Genomic DNA, 21,818 nt, shown 5'->3' with positions numbered 1-21,818 from the left:
ACATGCCGATGCTCAACCGTTGCCGAACCCTGTTTGCTTTGCCGTTATTCGCTCTGATGGTTTCTATGGGCGTGGCGGCAGCGCCTGCATCGTCGGGACATGCTACGCGCGCCAATCAGCCACAAACTCTGGATCGTATCGTCGCGGTGGTCAATGACGGTGTGATCACGCAGCACCAGCTCAACAGTCGTGTCCGCTCGGCCTCGATGCAGCTACAGCGTCAGAAAGTCCAGTTACCGCCGGGTGATATTCTGCGACAGCAGGTACTCGATCAGATGATTACCGAGCGTACCCAGGTGCAGGTGGCTCTGGAGGCGGGTGTCCGTGTCGAGGATACCGAGCTCGAACAGGCCTTGAACCGGATTGCTGCAAACCAGAAAATGTCTACACAGCAAATGCGCCAGGTGATTGAGAAGGACGGGGTTGCCTGGCCGGATTTCCGTGAAGAAATCCGGAGTCAGATGATGATTGCCCGGGTGCGTGAGCGTGAGGTCGATGCCAAGATCAATGTCACGCCCGGTGAAGTGGATAACTTCCTGGCCAACCAGGCTGCCACCGGTGCCGGTGAAGAAGTGCACCTCGCGCACATTGTGATCCGCATTCCCGAAGGGGCTTCACCGGAAACATTGAACAAGCTGCGTATGAAAGCCGTATCGATTGATGATCAGGCCAAAGCCGGTCGTGATTTCGGACAGCTGGCGGCGACCTATTCTGAATCCAACGATGCCATGCAGGGTGGGGATCTGGGTTTCCGTTCGGTAGACAGCTTACCGCAGGTGATGAGTTCGGCTATTGCCAACCTCAAGCCAGGCCAGGTTAGCGATGTGGTGCGTAGTCCGAGTGGTTTTCATATCGTCAAACTGATCGCCCGCAAAGGCGGTAGTGCCCTGCCGCAGATTCAGCAGACCCATGCCCGCCATATTCTCATCAAGGTGACCGAAATCACCTCGGAGGCCGAAGCGCGCCAGAAAATCAACCAGGTTCATAGTCGCCTTAAAAGTGGTGAAGACTTCGCCACTCTGGCTAAACTCTATTCACAGGATGGTTCCGCCCAGAAGGGAGGGGATCTGGGGTGGCTCTATCCCGGAGATACCGTACCCGCCTTTGATCAGGCCATGAATGCCCTGAAGATTGGCGAGATCAGTAACCCGGTACAGTCCCAGTTCGGTTTCCACATCATTCAGGTGCTGGAGCGCAGAACAACCGATGTGTCCCAGGAGCGCCAGCGTCAGCGGGCCACCATGGCCTTGCGTCAGCGTAAGCTGGAAGAAGCCAACCAGGAGTGGGTGCGTCAGGTGCGCGACCGTGCCTACGTTGAAATCCGTACGGATGATCAATGACCGGGCATTTGGAACGCACGGACATGAACGTTGCCCATATCTCAGATGCGAAGCCCGTTCGTCTGGCGATTACTTCCGGAGAGCCGGCCGGTATTGGCCCTGATCTCTGTCTGCGACTGGCAGCGCAGTCCTGGTCAGATCAGCTGGTGGTGCTGGCTGACCGAGATTTGCTGGCCGCGCGTGCCCGGCAAATGGGTATCAGTGTAACGCTCAAGGATTATGATCCGGCAGCACCGGTTGTTGCTTCTCGCTGCGGAGCGCTGATCGTCAGCCACATGCCGACACGATGCCCCGTGACTACGGGCCAGCTGAATCCGGCCAATAGTGATTATGTCGTTGCCATCCTGGATCGTGCTATCGCCGGATGTCAGCGAGGCGAATTTGCCGCGATGGTCACAGCACCCTTGCATAAAGGTGTGATTAACGAAGCCGGGCGACCGTTTACCGGGCACACCGAATATCTGGCCGAACAAACACAGACGCCGCTGGTCGTCATGATGCTGGCCGGTGATACGCCGCATGGTCCGTTACGCGTGGCACTGGCAACGACCCATCTGCCGTTGTCAGCTGTGCCGGCGGCCATTACAGAAGATCTGCTGACCCGGGTGCTGCGCATCCTGAACCATGATCTGCGTGAAAAATTCGGCCTGGCCGCACCCCGTATTCTGGTCGCGGGACTGAATCCGCATGCGGGTGAGGGCGGTCACATGGGGCGAGAAGAAATCGACGTCATCGTGCCCGTGTTGGATCGTCTGCGTTCAGAAGGCATGCAGCTCATCGGGCCGCTCCCTGCCGACACGCTGTTTACTCCACGCGTGTTGCCGCAAGGCGATGCCGTGCTGGCCATGTATCACGATCAAGGCCTGGCACCGCTCAAATACGCCACCTTCGGCCAGGGCATCAATATCACCCTCGGTTTACCGATCATCCGTACCTCGGTCGATCATGGCACAGCGCTCGATCTGGCCGGTCGTCAGCCGGGTGGTGATTTGCCGGTGGCTGACCCGGGTAGCCTTCATGCGGCGGTGGCACTAGCCGCCCAACTTGCCAATCAACAACGTTCATGAACCGCTTCACTAAACCCGCGCCCAGTAAGCTTGCCCGAGAAACTGGCCATACGGCCCGTAAACGGTTCGGGCAGAACTTTCTGATTGACCAGGGCATCATTCATGGCATCGTGGATGCCGTGAACCCGCGTCCGGGCGAGCATGTCGTTGAAATTGGTCCCGGTCTGGGGGCATTGACCCAACCGCTGCTGGCGCGTGCCGGCCATCTGCATGTGGTCGAACTGGATCGTGACCTAATTGCCCGCCTGGAGAAAAAATATACGTGCGAGCAAATGACCATTCATGCTGGCGATGCGCTGGCTTTTGATTTTGCTTCGCTGGGGCCGGATTTGCGGGTAGTCGGTAATCTGCCCTACAACATTTCTACCCCCATTCTGTTTCACCTGCTCGACAAGGTCGAAGCCATTCGTGACATTCATGTCATGCTGCAGAAGGAAGTGGTTGACCGTATGGTGGCAGCACCGGGTGATTCGGATCGTAGCCGCCTGTCGGTCATGCTGCAGCGTTATTGTTATCTCGAGCCCTTGCTGGATGTGCCGCCCGAATCTTTTGACCCGGCGCCCAAAGTGAATTCTGCCGTGGTGCGCATGATGCCGCGACCCATCGCTGATCGTCTGCCGGTGGATGAAGCCAAGCTCAGCGCGGTAGTCAGTGCCGCCTTCTCGCAACGGCGCAAAATGGTCCGCAACACCCTCAAGCCCCTATTGAACGCCGAAGAGATTGAAGCGGCCGGGGTGGACCCGACCGAGCGCGCCGAGCAGCTCAGTGAAGCGGATTTTGTGGCGCTGGCTAATCGACTGCCGTAGCAGAGGCGACTGCCTCAGTGACACCACTCAAAGATTAAAGGTGGCCATCACCGGCGTGTGATCGGACGGCCGTTCCAGGGTACGGGGCGACGGGTCGATCTCACAGGCGGTACAGGTATCGGCGAGCGCCTTGCTGGCCAGAATGTGATCAATGCGCAGGCCGAAATTGCGACGATACGCGTTCATCCGGTAATCCCACCAGGAAAAGCTTTTCTCCGGCTGGTCAAAACGCCGGAAGACATCTTCGAGGCCCAGTGCTTCCAGGGCTGCAAAGGCGGCGCGCTCGGGGGGAGATACGTGAATGGCTTCTTTCCAGTCCGGGTGCGCATCGGCATCGGTTGGTGCGATGTTGTAATCACCAATCAGGCAAAGCTTGTCGTGTGTCTTAAGCTCCCGATCTAACCACTCGGTCAGGTGGGTCAGCCAATCGAGTTTGTAGGCAAACTTGTCGGTGCCCGGTGCCTGACCGTTGGGAAAGTAACCATTGACCACGCGGACACCGCGGATGGTGGCGGCAATCATTCGTTGCTGCGGGTCGTCAAAGCCGGGGATACCCCGTTGCACATCGGTGGCAGGTTCGCGCGACAGAACCGCCACGCCGTTATACGTTTTCTGGCCGGCAAAGACCGCGTGATAACCGGCTTCAAGTAATGTGACTTCCGGGAACTTCGCGTCCTCGCATTTGAGCTCCTGCAAACCCACCACATCCGGGCCAGTGATTGCCAGCCAGTCCAGCAGATGCGGGAGGCGGACATTGAGCGAGTTCACATTCCAGGTGGCGATTTTCATGTAAGGCGCTATTCCTCATGTGTTATGGGTTATGTGCTTTTGCATTTGTTCTAGCTACACATATGGCTACACAAAAACATTCGCTTGCAACGCATTCTACTGAATCATCAAAACCATGGATAGCAACAGATAGAAAGCTTTTCCGTGGAAACCTTCCCAATCTAGCCGGGCTGGTACGCACTTACTACCCCATGTTTCCTTGCGTACCTGATTGCGTACCGGCTGCGACCATGAAAGTAATCTTCAGGTTGTCTAGGTCATTCATCCGACATTGATCCGATCCGTTTGGCCGGGCAGGGGTGCTATCGTTGAAACATGAATACTCACATCACCCGAAAACCGAAAGCAGACGAAATCCGACGGGGCTAATTATCAGTGCGCCCGAAGCTTTTTACCTCATCATTCTTTACAGGTGAGGTTTCGGAATCTATTATTATCTAATAGTAAAAACTAAAGGCGATAAAAAAGCATGAAATCAGCACAAGAAATTGCTTGCTATATCGTGCGCTTCTTCCAAGATGCAGGCGATCCTATTAGTAATTTGAAGTTACAGAAACTTCTTTACTACGTTCAAGGATGGCACCTTGCCTTCAAGGGTGAGTGTGCTTTCCCGGATCGCTTAGAAGCTTGGGTGCATGGCCCGGTTCAGCCTGGAATTTATGGATCCTTTAAGCACAATCGTTGGTGTCCAATTGTTGAAGAAGTTTCCAAAACAGAACTTCCAGCGGAGATGGCGAGCGTCGTCAACGCAGTACTAGAAGCTTACGGTGGTGATTCTGGCTATGAGCTTGAGCTACGTACGCATCAAGAGCCCCCATGGTTGAAGGCAAGAGGAGACTTGCCTCAGGATGCTGAGTCCAATCGCGTGATTGATATTGAGTTGATGAGATCGTTTTTTTGTGAATTGAAGAATGCCTCCCCGAATTAATAAAGGAGAGCGCAAAAGCAACGAACTGATCAACAAAGGCCAAGCCCAGCTTTACAACGAGTGCGTAAGATTTTCGTTCAAGTATCTGGAACTTAACGATGCTAGGTTTTGTACTCCCGACCCAGCTGTTAAGACTGGTTATTTTTCGGAGTTTCTTTATAAGCTGAAAAGCATCAGCACTATGAAGCCTCAAGAGTTTCGGCAGGCTGGGAAAGCATTGCGGTCGCACTCAATAAGGTGGGGTGACACGTCAGTGCCTGATGGCTACGCTCATCTTCCTGCTCACTTACAAGAATGTGAGCCATGGCAGTTTTCGCTTTCTAGGTCAGAGCTGGGAAGAGTCCATGGCTTCTGGATTGATGACGTGTTCTATCCTGTTTGGCTAGACCACCAACATTTGCTGTATCCATCAAAGTAAACCTTGGTCAATTACACCAAAACCGGCTGAAACTGGCCTATCTACGGCGCGTTTGTTTGCGTTGGGTGATACCTACACACCCATGAGCGGCTATTAAATACTCGCCAGCGCATTTCCGAATCTTGCCGTTTCCCTGGGGCATAGGACAGAAAGCGTCAATTTTCTGTACGCTTTCTTTTGCGCATTGTTGTGTGAAGCATAACCAATTATTAGCGCCGATTTTTGTGTTATTCTGGCTTTGCCTTGATCCGGTCCTTTAGGCTCGCAAGTTTGGGATGACGACTTATTGGGGTGGGGCAAGGTTAAAAGCCTCTTGATGGTGTTCGCCCCGGGCAATTGGAGCCCGGCTGCATGAAGCCAGCTTGAGGCTTTTTCTTAATCTAAAAGCGGGCTTTTGGATATGTCACATCGGTTATATTTTCTTGCAGTGTCTTTACTTGCAGCTTTCAACCCGATTGCTCACGCTGCCTGGGTTGAATACGGTACTGACAATAAGGGTGTTGTTCATTTTTATGAACCAGAGGTTGTCAGCAGAAACGCCGCTCACGTCAGTATTAAAGAGCGGAGTTATGATCCGAATACAAACAGCGAAACGATCTATCGGATTGAATTGAACTGCATGCAGAAAACAGCCGCGTTTACCCAAGTCCAGATGCAAGTCCAAAACAAGACCGTCAACTCTGATGTACCGTTATCTAGTGTTAAAACAGTTCCGATCAAGCCCGGAGGCCTTTTCAACCGATTGGCGATCAATTTCTGCTGAACAAACTACTACGTCAGATTTAATATGACCAAGAACGTAGCAGCTTCTCATTGCACAGAAAGCCAGCGCGCTGTAATGAAAAGACTTCGCGCAGGTATTGATGGTCTTAAAACAGCGGTTACTCAACTGATTTTGTCTGAAGAGGAACAATCTCTTTTGCAGTCAGTCATTCTACGAAACCAGTCTGCGCTTGAAAGCATACGGAAACCCTACATGGAAGATCTAATGCGACAACGTGCTGAGATTGCACGAATTCGTAAGGAAAGAAAACTCGAACGTAAACTGAGGGTTGAGCAGGCTCACAAAGCTTCTGGTTACTCGGATTTTCTGAGAAGAGTTCCGGGCTCATTCGAAGGGTCGAAGAAGTAGTTTGAACTAACTTATTTTTAGATCGCGCTGTTCACAGTCTCATCTGGTGAGACTCTCGCACCATACAATCAATCATCACCCGTGTTCGAAAATCCATTTCGGAGGATTGTATGAAGCGCATCATTCTGTCAGCCATCGTTTCAATTGTTTTATTACCAACTGCCAGTGCACAACAGGCGATGAATTGGAACGAGAGTCCTTATAACTATCAGAACAGTGAGAGCAACTACGAGAACTCACCCTATAACTACAAAAACAATCCTTACAACTACCAAAATAGCCCTTACAACTACAACGCCAGCAACGGAGTCTACGACAACCGAGGAAACCGTATTGGCTATGAAGTTCGAGCTCCATCCGGAGTAACCAATATCTACAGTAACGACGGGCGGCGCATGGGTTATGTACCTGCCCAGCAATGAGGAAGTTCCAATGAGAACGCCAAAAGAAATGCTTGAAGAGTTGTCAAAGCTTCCAACTGTGGAGTTGAAAATGATTGTGGATATGCACATCTTGTTTCGCGACGATGCCCCAATGGAAATCATCAAAGAGCACCATTCTTTCCAGTCATTGGCTAAAAGTGTGTTGAATCAAAGAATGGGCGTTATAGAGAATCATGATGAAGACAATTTAGAAAACATAGCGTTTTGAATATAACTTTAAGGAATTGGCCATACTCGAGAGTAATCTTAATCTCCGAAAGCTCGGCGGCATAACTCGTATGCCAGCACTGCGCCAATCGCCGGTAAGCCGTCTGCGATGACTTCAAGCCAAAGCAGCAAGCCTATTGTAGGAACTATGAAAACTCCGATTAAAAAAATCATCTCAGGTGGACAGACTGGTGTAGATAGGGCCGCACTAGATTGGGCTATTGATGCTGAGATTACGCATGGTGGATGGTGCCCAAAGGGCAGGCTGGCATGTGACGGCGCACTCCATGACCGATATATGCTGCAGGAAACAGAATCATCGGGTTATCGTCAGCGAACGAAACGGAATGTTGCTGACGCTGATGGAACGGTGGTTTTTAATAGTGGTGACCTAGACGGCGGCACGCTCCAAACTGTTAAGTTTGCCCAGTCAATGAAAAAGCCCTACATAGTCATTCAACTAGATGGCCGAGAATTGCAAAGCGCCGTTCAGGAATTTTTATTTTGGATCAGCGAGAATCAAATTCGAGTCCTAAATGTAGCCGGGCCCCGTGAAGAAAAGCGCCCAGGGATATATCGCTTAGTTTTACAGCTGCTAGAGCAGTTCAACTGATTAGTTTGCAGTGACCAACGGCAGCTCCACCCAGCTCGTAGTAAAAGCAGCGCTTTTGTTGTCTGATCGCATTGCCCAAGGCTTTATCAAGCCTTCGCCCGCAGAACGCACAGTGCCTCGTCCCATTTTGGCGTTAATCTCGTCAAGCGTGGCCATCAGCACCTTGGCTTTTACCGTCTCCGGATCGTCGAAACCTGAAAACAAGTCCACCGGCACCTGACTGGCAGAGCATAGATCCATCAGCATAACTCCAGCCTTCTTGTAGGCATAACCGGGCTTGTAAATCTGTTTAATCCGTACAGCGCTGCTTCCGCCAACGAAAACGTGTTCTCGGTCGGCTTGAGAAGCTTCACCGTTACGCCATTGCTGTACTGAGGTTCATCAGGCTTGAAACGGTTGGTTTCCAAATAAACCTGGATCGCACCAGCGACATGCGCCTGTTTCCACAGCTTTTCAGCAGCCCGGCTGGCATAGAATGTAACCGCCTCGTTAAAGTTTTGCAGAAGGAAGACTTGCTGCCCAAAAGCCCGTGAGGAGATGATTTGCTGTTTGGATGGCTCCGGATGGCCTGTCAAACTGAGCCACCCTGGCCACCGACCCCCATCGCCATTTCGGCCAGCAAAAGCTAACCCCACCGCAAATTCATTGAGCCCAAGTAAAGCTTCGGCGTAACTCTGTAGCGATCTATCAGGATCTGGTGGATGCCCATGGATTTGCCGGGGCGTACAACTTGGTCAATCGCTTTGTGGTGCTGATGTATTTAATGAAGATGAGGCCCAGCACCAAGTGCTTGTACTCGGCGGCATCCATGTTTGCGCGTAGCTTTTCTGCCGTGGCCCATAATGTTTTTTTGATGTATTCGATCATGACTGGCTACTTTTAATAATTTCTTTGACGACAAAATTTCTGGCAGTGGTTCCAGGCAAATGGAGTACCACCTCATCCCCCACAACTGCGCCAAGAAGTGCTTGAGCGAGTGGGCGACTCTCATGGACGATTCCGTTTGAGAAGTCGTCTTTGCCGCTTGTAATCTGGACGGTGAGGACATCGTTTGGCTTGGAGACGTCCACATAGCGGATCACATCCCCCACGTAGACCTCAAGGTCGTCTTCCGTATCAATCAGCACGGAGCTAACTGACTCACGTTCAATTTTCGCCTGCTCGGTGTTTTCAACCTGTTCAATCAGGGCAACTGATCCCGGAGCAATCGGACTTGCACCTTGACCTTCTTCGATCCAGGCCTCGCCTGAGGCATGCTCAGGTGTCCAACTTTCGCGAAGGTCCTCGAGGAAGCTGATGAGCTTTTCGGTTTCCTGTCTTGGTGTGCGGAACCAATCGGTAGACCAAATACGCCAGATGCGACCACGCCATCCCAACGACTCGAGGATCTCTTGGCGGATGCGATCCCTATCTCGAACAGAGAGAGCGGAGTGGTAAGAAGCGCCGTCACACTCAATTGCAGCCAGATAAGAGCCTGGTGCGTCTGGATGCTTCACCGCTATGTCGATTCGATACCCAGCCACTCCAAGCTGTGGTGTGACTTCATAGCCACGCAGCTTGAGCATGTCCATCACAGAAATTTCAAAGTCGCTGTCTGGCTCACGACCGGTCTCCTCAACGGTGTTCAAGGATCCTGTTCGGGCGTACTCAAGGTAGTTGCGAAGAGCCTTGGTCCCGTCGGGCGTAGTCCCGTCCATGACGATGTCTTCAGGCCGTAGAGACGTGTAGATGGCGATCGATTTCTTAGCTCGTGTGAACAACACGTTCAGTCTACGCCAACCGCCTTGACGGCTGATAGGGCCGAAGTTCTGACGGACAGCACTTGAGCCAGGTGGTTTGCCAAAAGTCGTTGAGATGATGATGGCGTCTCGCTCATCACCTTGGACGTTTTCAAGGTTCTTGATAAAGAGTGGCTGGCCCTCGGTCGACCAGTGGTCTCGATAGGCATCCGCACCACGAGCAGACTTCAGTCGCTCCTCAAGCAGCTCGGCGATGAGATCGCGTTGCTTGATGTTGAGCGTTACAACGCCAAGCGATTCATTGGGGCGTGTTGCGATGTGCTCGACAACCGCATCGACTACGCGCTTGGCCTCGCGCAGATTGGTCTGGTTCTCGTAGATGGCATCTGCCAAGTAAACAGCACGCACCCCAAGCTTTCCACCTTGGCCATACGGCGAAGGGAAGATCACCAGGTTGCCTCGATAAAAGCTGTGGTTCGAGAATGCGATCAGCGAGTGGTGCTGTGAGCGGTAGTGCCAGCGCAACGACCTTGTGGGTCTGAAATGCGATGAGCAAACGTCCAGAATGCTCTCTGCATCCGTCGTGGTGAAGTGATCGTCACTGCCATCGCCATCCTGAGTCATGCGAGAGAAGAATGCGGTCGGCGGCAACTGCTTCGGATCTCCCACCACGACAAGTTGCCCTCCACGAGCGATAGAACCAATTGCCTCTTCTGGCTTCAGCTGCGACGCCTCATCCATGATCACCAAGTCGAACTTGATCACGCCTGGCGCGAGGTATTGCGCTACGGCTTGCGGTCCCATCATGAAGCATGGCTTCAGCGCCTGAATCGAACCGCCTGCACGGGTCAGAATTTTTCGGACAGGCATGCGTGGGCGTTGCTGTGGCATGAGGTAGTTCAGAAGAACCATCTCTGTTCGGTCATCTACGCGAGCACCACTTCTGCCTAGCGGTGGCGATGTCTTGCGAGAGCATTCATAGGCAATTGCTTTACCTCGCAGGGCAATGATCTCTTTGTCTAACCGTTTGAATTCGTCGCGAATTTGGTTGTGCTTGAGACCTGTAAAGCGTCCTAACTCTGGGATGTTGCGGAACGCTTCACGGGTGATCGTGCTGTTTGTGCAATAGGCGTAAGCGTCGACAAGTTCATCAGGCTTGATCCGCTTTTTCTCGAGGAGGTCCACGAACTCAGTCAAAGTCAGTTCTGTGGCTTCCTTCCTGCGCGTCAAGTACAGAGACCAAGGAATCAGGAGATCCTTGTCTTGGACTGCATTTTGAACGGCACCATGCAGTGCCCCAACGAACAGCTCCAAATCTTCATCGGCTGCTGCACCCGTCCATGTGTCCAGCTCAAATTTTCCAAACTGTGTCAGCGTGCTGGTCAGTGACTCGATCTGCTGAAGTCCATTGTGAACGCATTCAAGTGCATCTGTGACAGCGCGACATGCCTCAATTGGATGTCCGGTTCGGAGCTTGTATTTGACTTGCGGAGATAGGTTCAATCCATCGATGCTCTGACCAAAGGACAAGGCCTCAATAGCAGTGGAGCAATCGGTGTCCACGCCCAGATACAGATCGCCAAGAAGCAATTTGATCCGGGTATTGGATTGAATCTGCGACTTGAGTCCCGAGCGCTCTAGGGTGGCATTGCAGCCAGCAATCACTTGACTTAATGTTGCTTGGCTCCGCGCCTCTAGCTCCAACCATTCAAAGCGATCTTCGAGTGCCTCAGTGAATTCTTCAGTCTTTTCCAGAACCTTGTCGATCAGATGACTTTCACTGAACTCGGCGAGTCGTTTGAGCTTGTCGTTGATGCTCTTGAATGCTGTAATTGCCGCAGTGATTTCAAGTTTGACGGATGAGAACTCACGCCGCAGTGCCCGCGCTTGGTCTGCCGTGAAGGTGATTGGCTCAATCAGTACAGCCTGAATGTCTTCAGACGCAACTTTGATGGCGCGATCCCAACGAGCCAGGGCCAGATACCCTTCAAGTGGCGTTGGTGTAACTGGGGCCGGTGATCCGAGGAACTGAACCCAAGTCGGCGATGCTTTCCACTGCTCTTTTAGCGACAGTAGCTTGATGATTTGCTCGAGTTGCTCCAACCGCTTCTGCCCCGGGATCTTCTGCTTTGTACGTTGCAACGCCTTGTGCAGGCCCACTGCCTTGCGCCAGTGGCTTTGAAAGATCCGGTACCAGGCATCTCCCTCTCTAAGGGTGAGAATGGCTTGTTTGATGTCGCCTTCATGGGGCAGGGTGTCCACGTAGAGTGATTCACCCAGGGCTTTCTCAAGAACTGTCCACTCATTTTGCAATGCAACTAGCTGCTCAAGCGCTTGCACAGCACCATCCCGAGTTAGGCCGGGTGTTTGCAGGTGGAAGTGCTCCTCTGGCGCATCTAGAACAAGGTCTGTGAAGCTTCCTAATTGCTCAAGCTTTTGGCGGGAGCCGTCGTAGGGGATGTTTTTTCCGCCTAAGAAACTTACTAACGCTGCATGCGCAGTCGACAGCTTGCCTGATGTTTCTGTGAGGTGCTGGTGCAGGGCTCTTAGTTCATTCAGGGTCCCTAGTTCTGCTCCCAGACTATCGCCGAGACGTTGTAATCCCTTGAGATCGTCGGTGCCAGGCTTGGTGACACTAGATTCAAGCTTGAGTGCTGTTTTGACAGCGCCTTCTAGGCTGTGAAACTGTTCGACTTGTTTGGCGAATTCCTCAATCGCTTTCGCCGCCTTGGTTCCTGTCTCATCATCTTCGAAGAATCCGGGAATCAGATGAAGAGGGAGCTGTTGGTTAGCCGTTTCCAGTAACCGCTTCAATGCGGTTAGCTGCTCGCTGCAGAAGGCAAGTGAGAGGTTGTGTACTCGTCCACCAAGCACTTGAGACAGATGCTTTGCCGCTTCAACCAGCGCTTGCCCCCATATGTCAGCAGCTTCAAAGAGTTTAGTCAGCTTGACTTCGTCTCCTGGAATCAAGCGGTTTGGATAGAAGCCCCAGAAAGTGCAGCTCGCGTCACATCCGCCCACGGTTTTGTATTGAGAACCCAAGTAGCCCAGGCAATCCATTCGTCGACCAAACTCAAATTCAGAAATTTGTGTTGCATCCCCGATCGTGATTTGGCTGAGCATGCTCTCTTCATTGCTCAAAACCAGGCGGTGCTTCTCAGCTCGCCACATGATCTGATGCAGCGTTAGACCAAATGCATTGTGAGCATTGGAATTAATCAGATCGGTATAAGCCTTGAGGTCTTTCCGGTGCTCTTCCAACTGTTGTTGCAAGCGAGGAAGATCAGACGGATGCTGGGGGCGAAAGCTCGTTCTCTTGGCAATCTCTTCAAGCACCCGCTTCTTATTGGTCTTGTTGCTGTGCAGCTCGAGTACGAACGGATCTAGCCCGGCCAAAGACAGTCGGTTTTTAACGACTTCAAGGGCGGCCAACTTTTCAGCAACGAAGAGCACTTTCTTACCTTCGGCGAGGCAGGCGGCGATCAAGTTGGTAATGGTTTGGGACTTGCCGGTGCCTGGAGGGCCTTCGATGACCAGGTTCTTCTTGAGAGACAGAACGTCTACCAGCGCGCTGTGCTGTGAGCTATCCGCGTCATAAACCAGTGGAATACTTGCGCCCGGCCCCTCTTCAACCAGGTGTTCTTCGGCGATACCCAATCCAGCTCCACCCCCATCCGCTCTACCTTCAAACACCTGTCGCACGATCGGATGGTCAATCAGAGAATTCTCGTCGCCGTCTGTTGGCCATTTGCTCGGGTCCAGGTCTCGAACCAGCAGCATGTTGCTGAAGCTAAGCAAGCACAGAGAAACGCGGTGTTTAAGAGCGAACCCAGGCTGCTTTTTGATAATGGATTGAATTTCAGAGAAGTACCCATTGACGTCAACCTGCTCTTCTGTGAGTTCTGGCAGAACCAGTCCGTAGTCATTGCGCAGCTTCTCTCGAAGCGAGAGGTTCTCTGAGATGTCGTCGCCCGTGTACTGAAGGGAGAACTGCTGGATGCCTGCTACTTCCTTCTTTTGCAGCGAGACGGGGACGCTGACCAAGGGCGCTGTGAAAGTCTTGTCGCTGTCTCGCTGATCCGGGAACTCCAAGAAGCCAAGCACAAGGAACAGCATGTTCGCGCCGGTTTCCTCAATCGCCAGTGTGGCCTCGCGCTCGATCTTACGGCAGTGCTTGGCCAGGTCGTCCGGGTACATCAACGCCCGAACATTCGATTCGTCTGAGTTCGCACCAGCACCTGAAATGTCGTAGCCAGTCGATACGCCAACGGATTTAGCCCACTCTCGGGGTTCAGGCCGCTGCAGACGTCCGTTTCGATCAACCCAGTCTCTTCGAGCGGGTTCAGGCAGTCCCAGAACGCTGATGTTGGCCTTGTTGTTGGCCTCCACCAGCTTCTGATAGATCGCTGCTGGATGTCCTTCTACAAACTGGAGTGATTTGCCTGCGGTGTGCTTGAAGTTGATGAGACGGTTACGTCCTGTCAGATCAAGCAGTTTTAGACGTAACTGTTGAAGAGCAGAAGTGAGTGGTGAGGCGCTGTCGCTCATGGCTGTCCCTTTGTTCTTTTATATCCAGGCGGTTCCGATTGTGGGCAGCTTGGCATTGGCCTCCAGGTGCAACCAGCGCGCTTTTTTTGGCACACAGAACACATTGTCGGCAAGGTACTCGTCCTTGTCCTCTCCCGCTAGTGCCGCTTCAGCCAGAAGAACCTTGTGTTTGGCATCGAAGGCATCTGAGATGTATTTTAAGAAGATAAGTCCATGTGCGACATGCTTATAGTCGGACGATTCCATGTTGCCGCGCAGCTTGCCAGCAGCTTTGAAGAGTTCTGCTTCAACGCCGAGGTTGCCACCGTGTCCGACCTTGTTAATGTCTTTTTTAATCATTGGTACGATTATCTAGATAGTATAAACAGCTAATTGGTTATGATAACCCGACGCATTCTGGAATGGACTCCAACTTTCGCTTGATTACGACGATCTTAAAAAATTTTTCCGATCTTTGACCATAGTTGGTTGATTATTTCGTTTTCTGCTCTAGCCATCGCTTCGTTACGCAAATCTTTTAGTGGGCAAAGAGATCCGTTCGATTCCCGAAAAAATACATGTTCATAAATATTTCCAGTGTGGGAAATACGGTCAGTTTCATATATTTCAGAAAGAATGGTGTAGGCATGATTAAGGCTGTATGCCACTTTGTTCTGAAACTGTGGCAAATTAGGTAGCTCTATGGAGCTTGAGGTGATTCCCTTTGGAGTCATACCTTTCATGTGAAGCCATAACCCACCCGTACTTTCGCCGTTTCGCGTCTGTTGTTTGTTAGGTTTCCCCAAAACAACTTGTACCAACTCTGATGCAAGATTGATGCCGGTAGTTGTGCTATGTGGCAGGTAGCTAATGGGTAACAAGATATTTTTTATCTCTACGGGTAATTCATCTTGATAGTTAGGTCGCATGGCTATGTAAAGCGGCGTACCTTCGTCAAGAATCTTGATATTTGTTTTGACAGTGAGATTGCTAAGAAAATCGAGGTCAGAGATCATTGACTTAGAAACACGCAATTCGCCGACGCTCCCTTCCTTAACCGGAATTCCACCACCACCGATGAACTCCCAGTGGCCTTGGACATACTTAACGTCGATTTTGAGCATACCTTGTCCGTTTCTTGAAATTGTTCATTAAGGCTAAGGCATTAGAGTCTCACCAGGTGAGCCTGTGAAAATTATCGTCGTAAACTTGATAAAACTAACAAAAACGCCATGACCAGCGCTACACAAGCGATGATTTCGAGTGGGTGAGATTTTCTTGTTGTGGATTTTGTAGTTCGTGATTCGGTACATGGTAAGTCTTTACTTAAAGACATCCGGATTCCATATGAATCAGGTGAAGTTTGCGACTCGTTCGCTGGCGCAACTTTCTTACCCAAATCAACCTGTGCGGTTTCTAAAGAGACATTCCCGTCAGCGATCAATATTTCCGTCGTATCACCAGCCAAGTCTGCTGGTATTTCAGGATTGACGTTACCACTTTCACCATGTGTTTCAAGAATATCAAATTCATGCTTATGCTGATCTTGGTGGCAACTTCTGCATAGGGTGATGAGGTTACTCTTTCGATTCGTCCCGTGGTTAGAAAGGAAAATAATGTGATGCACATGTAGCTCTACATCTGTGGCACTGCATACACGGCATTGGTATTGATCTCTTAAACGAATCTCTCTCGCTACTTCCATCCAGTTTGATCGATATGTCGGGCGTTGATCACTAAGGTTTCGAAATAACAAACCTCTTTTGTGTGCCCTGACAATTTTGTAAGGCTTTTCGCGCTTAGTTGGATCTGCAAGCCGTTTTATTGTCCAGTGTGGTAAGGCCTTATCGACCTCGTCATCTAAATTTTCTAGGATCCTTTGGGCTCGTTCTCTTTCCCAAACCTGGATGCTTTCATCGTGCAATCGTGACTGGTTTTTGCGAATCATCCCGGTCTTTAGCCAATCACGGAATGTTTGGTAACTAGCGTCAGCCTGCCCGTTGTGCTCGTTCAAAGCTTTTACACATATCCCGCAGACGCTAATATCCTTAGATAAAAATTTGATCTGCGCGAAGCTTTGTTTGCATATTTGGCAGATTGGCATGGGGCGACCAGAAACTACACGTTTATTGATATATGAATAAGTGTTTATGTGAATTAGAGCATATCTTGGATAGTCAGTCATGTGAACCTGACTCTTTCCCAGCATCTAGGCATAGTGATCCGTACCCTTCGGCAAGAAGCGGGTATGAGCCAGATCGTATTTGGGGAAAAATGCGGGTTCTACCAGACCTACCTGAGCCGCATCGAGAATGGACAGGCAAACCCATCTATCAATGCGCTGCAAGTTATATCCAAAGCATTGGGAATCAGCATCTTTGAACTTTTCGAATTAACTCGAAAACAAGTCCAAGCGAGTTAATCGCTATTCAATCTTCAGCTGGAACTCGGCAATGATTCTTTTGCTTTCGCGCAATAGCTTTGCTAATTGTCTTAACTCCTGATTTATCCCGCCTTTGTAAGCGTTTTTTGCTGCTTTAGCCTTGCCCTCAGGTGTTCTAGGGCCGGTTGATTTCTCCCACGGCTTCCATTTTTTGATCAATTCCGCCCGCCGAATTCTCTGTTCTTGCGTCCATTTGTAGGTCATCTTTATCGCCATCTATTAGTTTGTTTTGCTGAAATCGATCTTTTTTCGTGCACGGAAGTTCCTGGTTGTTCACTTGCTGATTGTGGGCAATGTTCGCCTGCCGTACGAAAGCGATATGCCGTGGATTTTTTAGTTCACCCATCGTTTGAATTGTCTTGGCGCACTGCGCTTGCGCCCGCATTGCTAGTTTCATATATCTTTCGGCAGCTTCGCCAAAACCTTCCTCCATGTTGCCGCATGCTCGCCTTGAAAGATTAGAGAATAGGCAATCAAGGGCTATAGCCTGCGTGGATAGCATTGATACAGCGTTCTCCATGTCACCTGTTTGAAGTGCAGTAGCTTGAGTTTTCACTTCCAGGGTCAAATCCCAAAAGTCGACATTTTGATTGCTATCAAATTTAGTAATGACAGCTGCCGATCGATATGCAGGATTTAAGGTCAATTTAGCAAGGTTTTGGCTTCTGCTTTCTTCAGGGTGTGTTTTTGGATGTTTTGCCGGCTGTTGATTTGATTTTTTCTGCATTGGATTCTTCTTAAGTCGTATAACTGTCTGAATATGATTGTGATTCGGAGTCGTACGCTAGAGACACCCGACCTTCCCATTCACCATTTCGTTGTTTGTCAACGATGAGTAAGGCATCCTCACCTTGCAACCGTCGTTCATCTTTGTTCCGCCACACACAGAACACGTTATCAACCTGATCAGTTATTGAGCCTGATCCACGAATATCCATCTTTCGTGGTGCTTCGGTTTCGTTGCCAGCCTTCCGGCTGTGGCAAACAAGATGGATGTGCATTCCTGTATCGCGGGCGATTGTGCAGAGGTGATCGATGAAGTCCTTTTGCGTGTTGAAATCGTCTTCCCGGATCCCGCACTTCAATAGAGAATCAATGACAAAATGGTTTACCCCTTTGTCGGCACAGTATCGAAGAACTGCCAACAGCTTTCGCCACTGAACAACGCCTTGGTGGTCGTACAAGAAAAAGTGATCTGAAATAACCTCCAGAAATTCAGCGATCATTTCTCGATCTGGTTTGCGTTCACCTGTGTATTGGCGGCACACCCTAGAAAGAGTCGTCTGAGGCCGCATTTCCATACTAGCCACACAGACCTTACGTGCTTGTTCAACTAAACCAATCAGTGCTTGGCCTAACAGCAGGCTTTTGCCATGACCATTGAACCCAGACCAAATTGACACCTCTCCTGTGCGCAGGCGAACTAATTGATCAAGCTTGCGAAATGGCAGTTTGTCGCCGTGAAAAAAATGCTCGCCGTGGAAATAATCCACCACGTCATCAGCGAATGACTTTGCAGGTACTATGCGCTGGCTCATCTCCGTTTCTGCCATATAGTGCTCAAAGTCCACGTCAGATGGCGACAGAATCATGTGTTCAATAGTCATACCGGCATCTCCCCGTTTAATCGGTGCCATTTCCATCCAAGGTCATCTCCGAAATCAACGATGACTACCATGGCAAAGGCGGCGTGTTCTTTGATTCTTTCGTAAAGACGAACCAGCTTATCGCTGTAGCTATAGGCGTGTACGAAAACAGAGAGACCAACAAGCGGGCGAAGGTCTAATCGTTCGATGTTCGCATTCAGGCTTAGAGCGATTTCTTTTGAATCCGGCAAAGGCAGGTATTGGGCGTCAAGCCAAATCGTCACGGCGTCACCGGAAAATGTCTTGGCGAGTCTATGCTGCTTAAGTTCTTCCAATGTCATATGGCACCCGTAAACTGATTGGACGATTCTGAGGATCCAATGGCTGTGCTTAATTCATCCTCCCAACGACGGGCGTTTAACCACGTAGCAGGGTAAGGAATGAAAGCACCTGATTCTTTTAGCCACTCTTTTGATTCTTTTTGCGCGTCGATAGCTTTTAGAATTACGGACAACAATACCGGGCTAACTTTCAATCTCTTCCATGCTTTCAGTGCATCAGCCTTCGCTTTCTTCTTCGGATAACATTTCCAGAACGAATCGAAACCGCTGTTAACGGTTAATGACGGTTCTATGACGGTTAGGGTGACATCCGTGACACCCCTGTACGGCGCGATATGACACCCGTCTACGTCACCAATGTCACCCGTTGGGGTGACACTCACGACACCCGTTAGACGTTTTAAGACGATTCGATACCTGCGGCTTTCTCCGGGCGCACCACCACCCTTATTGGCCTCAACGTATACAAATCCCTCTTTTATTAGACCGTTAACGATGCGCTGCGTTTGCCTATCGCTCAAGCGTATTTTTTTTGCTATAGAAGACACAGATGGAAAGCACCGTCCCTCATCATCTGACCAATCTGCCAGTGCAAGCATTGCTAGAAGCTCCGAACCCCCGCCCGGGAATCCATCGAATACATTTGTTAGGACGCGCAAACTCATAGTCCGGCCTCCATGGCTGCTCGCTGACAAGCCGCTTGATACTCAGCTGCGCTGGTCGCATTTACCGTGTATCGAGCCTTCAATACCTCGTAGCGTTGTTCCGGTGTCATGCAGCACCACCTTCAGGTGGCAAAGCAAATTGCCGCTGAATTTCCCTTATAAATTCAGTGCTAGGCCATTCTGGAGAGCCTAAGCTATACATTGCCTCGTTTCGCCTAACGCGTCCGAAAAACTTAACTGAACCGTGGATGCGTCTGACGATATTGAAACCCAATGCGCGTAGGTCGTGCACCCTGGCTGCAGCCTCTGGCATTGCTAAGTCAGCTGTGAGTTTGAACGATAAGATCGGCTGGTATCGTCGGATTAGGTCAAGCACTTCGCCAGCCTGCCCAGTGACGGTAGGACGTACTAATTTCGGCATGGCGCACCTCTTACTTCACACAAGCGAGTGAATTACGAAGTTCACCAACGTTCCACGCCGTGACTCTGTTAGATAATTTTTTTGGTCTAGGGAGTGTCCCGCGCCGCGACATGCGCCAAATGGTGTCAACTGAACAATCTAGGAGTCCAGCAACGGTTTGCACGCGAACATGTGCGGAATTCGGTAGATTGTCAAAATTTTCCAGCTGGTTGGCCGGTGCTGCGCTGCGAGTATTTGCCACGTTGTGCCCCTTTGTGATTGCATGGGGGGGATGGTCGTGGTTTTCAGATGCAGCCAGAATACCCGTGTGCGCGCATGTGGGTGCCCTTATGCGCGCATATGGTCAGGTTTTCTTTTTGTTTTTTGCAGGCCATGGATTGGGGTTTGGAGCGCCCCGTAGATAATTTCTTACCGTCTTAAATGCTTTGCCTAAATGTTCGTACTCTTGTTCCGCGCAAATATCTTTGTTTCTGTATTTTCCGCTGCTCCATATTTCCAGTGCGGCCTCCCTTATTTTGTCCGATTTCCTTGGGCGGCTGTGTAGAGATATGGCTGCCTTTCTGTTTTTTGAAGATTGATATTCTTTTGCAATCAAGCGTAAAAATTGCGGATTCTTGATCATGTCTAAAATAGCGCGTCTAGCGCTTGCTTCAATCATTAAACTAATGTTTGCGATGGCATTTGACTCTAAATCGCTTAGCTCTCTTTTTAAGTTCTCGTCAGCGATTATGTTGTTGTTATCACCTACTGGAAGACCGTTGGCTACGATTTTGCAAATTAAGCCAAACGCCTTGTGTCCAACAGGCTCCGCACATTTATTGATTTCCTTTTCTATATCCATGGGTTCTCCTTTCGTGCCCGCCTTGATTTAGTTGTCACGCTAGCCGGTCAAGGGTGTCCGGTATTCAATCCGTCGATCTAGGCGTAACAAACTTGTTTATCCGGTTTTGCGCCTCATTGGTATTACGTTGTCCTGATGGCTTATCCATGGCACGCCAGACTCGCAAGCGACAATGAAGCTCGTCCAATTCTCAAGTGCAGATCGTCGCTCGATAATGTAATCGTGCTGGTCATACACCGAAACCAGCCCGCCCAGCGTGTGGTTAAGGCAACGTTCAGCCACGATTATGTTTACGCCCATTGCGGCCATGTGGCTGCGTGCTGTGGAGCGTAGGTCGTGTGGAGTAAAGCGGCGAGTTTTATTACCCAGCTTGTCACATAGTTTGTGCAGCATTGAATTGAGGGCGCGTTGCTCAAAATGCACCTCGCCACCGTGATTGTTTTCCCTGCGTATCTGCCGCGCTGGCAGCACGTAGCGCGAACCACAAGCCAATGTATGCAGTTCCTTGAACCACTCAACAACTGCGGGAGTCAGAGGGACTACAAAGTGTCGTTTGGAAGTCTTTGCTGTCTTTTGGTTTGTCAGTGGTATCAACCACTTCGGCCCATTGCCATCAATCTGCTCACCGTCAGGCTGCTGCCACTTCGCTGTGCCCTCAAGATCAACGTGCTGCCACTCTGCTTGTGCCAGTTCTCCTAGGCGGATGCAAGTGGCGAGCTGAATCTTTGCGGCTAAGGCATTCTGTTCACCAATGCTGGGAAGGGCAGGGAGGATTGCACGCAGTTCATCCTCAGTTAGCTTCAGCCGTTGCCGTTTGGGTTCGGGCTTACCGCATATCGCCGTGATTGAGATACCGGCGCAAGGGTTATGCGTTACCACGTGTCGGCCAATGCCATGTTTGAAGATTTCAGAGGCGGCTGTTAAAACCAGTTCGGCTACGTTTATGGAGTTTTTGCCCACTGCCTCAATCAGCGCCACAACATCCGCAGTGCTTACCTCTTTGGCGGCAAGGCTGCCCAGCTTTGGGAAAATGATCCGTTCAATGTGGCGGCGGCGCTGTTTTTGGGTGTTTTCGGCAAGTCTTGGGAAAACCTTTTCCATGTAGTCATTACCAAGTTCGCGGAGGCTTTTGGCTGCAACGCGTTCAATTAGAGCTTTTTGCTTGTCACGGGCAACGTCTTCCCCTTTTTGGATTCTGGCACGGGCATCTGCTGCAAGCATTCGAGCTTGAGATAGGGGGATGTCTGGATACCGACCAATCGTCAGTTCTCTCCCTTTGCCACCGAATCGATACCTCAATATCCAAGAAGCCGTACCTTTATTGGAGATGGTTAGAGTCAGACCGTCGCCATCCGATTTTGCCGTTGAGTCACCAGCCCGTAGCAACCCCCGTATCTGTATGTCTGTAAGTTTTCCCATTCAGCTACCAACATTAATAGTATTTTTGGCTACACGCGTAGCTACACAAATGTACACTATTTTATGCTTGTAACTGCTACAAACTGCCACAAG

General features: G+C 50.6%; 24 protein-coding genes. 10 read left to right on the top strand and 14 right to left on the bottom strand.

What is annotated here, in order from left to right; genetic code table 11:
• Nucleotides 1–2 precede the first annotated feature (2 nt).
• From AC3GOJ_RS01805 to rsmA, 3 genes are read left to right on the top strand one after another with little or no spacing between them, the layout of a single operon-like run.
• A complete protein-coding gene (locus tag AC3GOJ_RS01805) occupies nt 3–1,340 on the top strand; it encodes a peptidylprolyl isomerase (protein ID WP_488235749.1) in 1,338 nt (445 codons plus the stop codon).
• Between the two features lie 23 nt (nt 1,341–1,363).
• A complete protein-coding gene (gene pdxA, locus AC3GOJ_RS01800) occupies nt 1,364–2,407 on the top strand; it encodes a 4-hydroxythreonine-4-phosphate dehydrogenase PdxA (protein ID WP_488235927.1) in 1,044 nt (347 codons plus the stop codon).
• On the top strand, nt 2,404–3,213 hold the full coding sequence (rsmA, locus tag AC3GOJ_RS01795; RefSeq protein WP_488235748.1) for a 16S rRNA (adenine(1518)-N(6)/adenine(1519)-N(6))-dimethyltransferase RsmA: 810 nt from the start codon (nt 2,404–2,406) through the stop codon (nt 3,211–3,213). The genes pdxA and rsmA overlap by 4 nt, the downstream gene beginning before the upstream one ends.
• Before the next feature lie 27 nt (nt 3,214–3,240).
• On the opposite strand, the gene xth is transcribed toward rsmA, so the two are convergent.
• A complete protein-coding gene (gene xth / locus AC3GOJ_RS01790) occupies nt 3,241–4,002 on the bottom strand; it encodes an exodeoxyribonuclease III (protein ID WP_488235747.1) in 762 nt (253 codons plus the stop codon).
• Between the two features lie 469 nt (nt 4,003–4,471).
• Between xth and AC3GOJ_RS01785 the strand changes: the two genes are divergently transcribed.
• The 6 genes from AC3GOJ_RS01785 (at nt 4,472) to AC3GOJ_RS01760 (ending at nt 7,743) form a co-directional block, all read left to right on the top strand.
• Entirely contained in the window at nt 4,472–4,930 is a 459-nt protein-coding gene (locus AC3GOJ_RS01785) for a Panacea domain-containing protein (RefSeq protein ID WP_488235746.1), read from the top strand.
• A gap of 818 nt (nt 4,931–5,748) precedes the next feature.
• Entirely contained in the window at nt 5,749–6,111 is a 363-nt protein-coding gene (locus AC3GOJ_RS01780; protein ID WP_488235745.1) for a hypothetical protein, read from the top strand.
• 24 nt (nt 6,112–6,135) lie between these two features.
• Nucleotides 6,136–6,480: a hypothetical protein gene (locus tag AC3GOJ_RS01775; RefSeq protein WP_488235744.1), complete on the top strand. Its 345-nt coding sequence runs from the start codon at nt 6,136–6,138 to the stop codon at nt 6,478–6,480.
• A gap of 110 nt (nt 6,481–6,590) precedes the next feature.
• The gene (locus AC3GOJ_RS01770) at nt 6,591–6,902 is read left to right on the top strand and encodes a hypothetical protein (protein WP_488235743.1); all 312 of its coding nucleotides are present in this window, start codon (nt 6,591–6,593) and stop codon (nt 6,900–6,902) included.
• A gap of 10 nt (nt 6,903–6,912) precedes the next feature.
• Nucleotides 6,913–7,131, top strand: coding sequence for a hypothetical protein (locus AC3GOJ_RS01765; RefSeq protein WP_488235742.1), 219 nt, complete (start codon nt 6,913–6,915; stop codon nt 7,129–7,131).
• A 108-nt stretch (nt 7,132–7,239) separates the two neighbouring features.
• A complete protein-coding gene (locus AC3GOJ_RS01760; protein WP_488235741.1) occupies nt 7,240–7,743 on the top strand; it encodes a putative molybdenum carrier protein in 504 nt (167 codons plus the stop codon).
• Here the strand turns inward: AC3GOJ_RS01760 and AC3GOJ_RS01755 are convergent, their stop codons facing one another.
• The 6 genes from AC3GOJ_RS01755 to AC3GOJ_RS01730 all read right to left on the bottom strand — a co-directional run bounded on the left by AC3GOJ_RS01755 (nt 7,744) and on the right by AC3GOJ_RS01730 (nt 16,194).
• Nucleotides 7,744–7,989, bottom strand: a complete 246-nt coding sequence (locus tag AC3GOJ_RS01755; protein WP_488235740.1) for a DUF4113 domain-containing protein — start codon at nt 7,987–7,989, stop codon at nt 7,744–7,746.
• The gene (locus tag AC3GOJ_RS01750; protein ID WP_488235739.1) at nt 7,983–8,318 is read right to left on the bottom strand and encodes a DinB/UmuC family translesion DNA polymerase; all 336 of its coding nucleotides are present in this window, start codon (nt 8,316–8,318) and stop codon (nt 7,983–7,985) included. The genes AC3GOJ_RS01755 and AC3GOJ_RS01750 overlap by 7 nt, the downstream gene beginning before the upstream one ends.
• Before the next feature lie 288 nt (nt 8,319–8,606).
• A complete protein-coding gene (locus AC3GOJ_RS01745; protein ID WP_488235738.1) occupies nt 8,607–14,030 on the bottom strand; it encodes a DUF4011 domain-containing protein in 5,424 nt (1,807 codons plus the stop codon).
• 18 nt (nt 14,031–14,048) lie between these two features.
• Nucleotides 14,049–14,369, bottom strand: coding sequence for a type I restriction-modification system subunit M N-terminal domain-containing protein (locus AC3GOJ_RS01740; RefSeq protein WP_488235737.1), 321 nt, complete (start codon nt 14,367–14,369; stop codon nt 14,049–14,051).
• 95 nt (nt 14,370–14,464) lie between these two features.
• Nucleotides 14,465–15,133 (bottom strand): hypothetical protein, encoded by a 669-nt coding sequence (locus AC3GOJ_RS01735; protein WP_488235736.1) that lies wholly within the window; start codon nt 15,131–15,133, stop codon nt 14,465–14,467.
• A gap of 71 nt (nt 15,134–15,204) precedes the next feature.
• A complete protein-coding gene (locus tag AC3GOJ_RS01730) occupies nt 15,205–16,194 on the bottom strand; it encodes an HNH endonuclease (RefSeq protein ID WP_488235735.1) in 990 nt (329 codons plus the stop codon).
• Between AC3GOJ_RS01730 and AC3GOJ_RS01725 the strand changes: the two genes are divergently transcribed.
• Nucleotides 16,195–16,431, top strand: coding sequence for a helix-turn-helix domain-containing protein (locus AC3GOJ_RS01725; protein WP_488235734.1), 237 nt, complete (start codon nt 16,195–16,197; stop codon nt 16,429–16,431).
• A 136-nt stretch (nt 16,432–16,567) separates the two neighbouring features.
• Here AC3GOJ_RS01725 and AC3GOJ_RS01720 read toward each other — a convergent pair whose 3' ends face one another.
• The 7 genes from AC3GOJ_RS01720 to AC3GOJ_RS01690 form a co-directional block, all read right to left on the bottom strand.
• Nucleotides 16,568–17,179 carry a hypothetical protein gene (locus AC3GOJ_RS01720; RefSeq protein ID WP_488235733.1) on the bottom strand — a complete coding sequence of 204 codons (612 nt, stop codon included), beginning with the start codon at nt 17,177–17,179 and terminating at the stop codon, nt 16,568–16,570.
• Nucleotides 17,180–17,189: 10 nt separating this feature from the next.
• A complete protein-coding gene (locus tag AC3GOJ_RS01715; RefSeq protein ID WP_488235732.1) occupies nt 17,190–18,095 on the bottom strand; it encodes a DnaB-like helicase C-terminal domain-containing protein in 906 nt (301 codons plus the stop codon).
• The gene (locus AC3GOJ_RS01710) at nt 18,056–18,379 is read right to left on the bottom strand and encodes a hypothetical protein (protein WP_488235731.1); all 324 of its coding nucleotides are present in this window, start codon (nt 18,377–18,379) and stop codon (nt 18,056–18,058) included. Before AC3GOJ_RS01710 ends, AC3GOJ_RS01715 begins: the two co-directional genes overlap by 40 nt.
• Nucleotides 18,376–19,044: a helix-turn-helix domain-containing protein gene (locus AC3GOJ_RS01705; RefSeq protein WP_488235730.1), complete on the bottom strand. Its 669-nt coding sequence runs from the start codon at nt 19,042–19,044 to the stop codon at nt 18,376–18,378. The genes AC3GOJ_RS01710 and AC3GOJ_RS01705 overlap by 4 nt, the downstream gene beginning before the upstream one ends.
• A 106-nt stretch (nt 19,045–19,150) precedes the next feature.
• Nucleotides 19,151–19,465: a helix-turn-helix domain-containing protein gene (locus tag AC3GOJ_RS01700; RefSeq protein WP_488235729.1), complete on the bottom strand. Its 315-nt coding sequence runs from the start codon at nt 19,463–19,465 to the stop codon at nt 19,151–19,153.
• 343 nt (nt 19,466–19,808) lie between these two features.
• Entirely contained in the window at nt 19,809–20,306 is a 498-nt protein-coding gene (locus tag AC3GOJ_RS01695; protein WP_488235728.1) for a hypothetical protein, read from the bottom strand.
• Between the two features lie 96 nt (nt 20,307–20,402).
• Nucleotides 20,403–21,725, bottom strand: coding sequence for a tyrosine-type recombinase/integrase (locus AC3GOJ_RS01690; RefSeq protein WP_488235727.1), 1,323 nt, complete (start codon nt 21,723–21,725; stop codon nt 20,403–20,405).
• Between the last annotated feature and the right edge of the window lie 93 nt (nt 21,726–21,818).

This window comes from Fluviibacter sp. (assembly GCF_057744235.1).
Note: the sequence above shows the minus strand (reverse complement) of the source record. Positions and strands in the feature narration are given on the sequence as shown.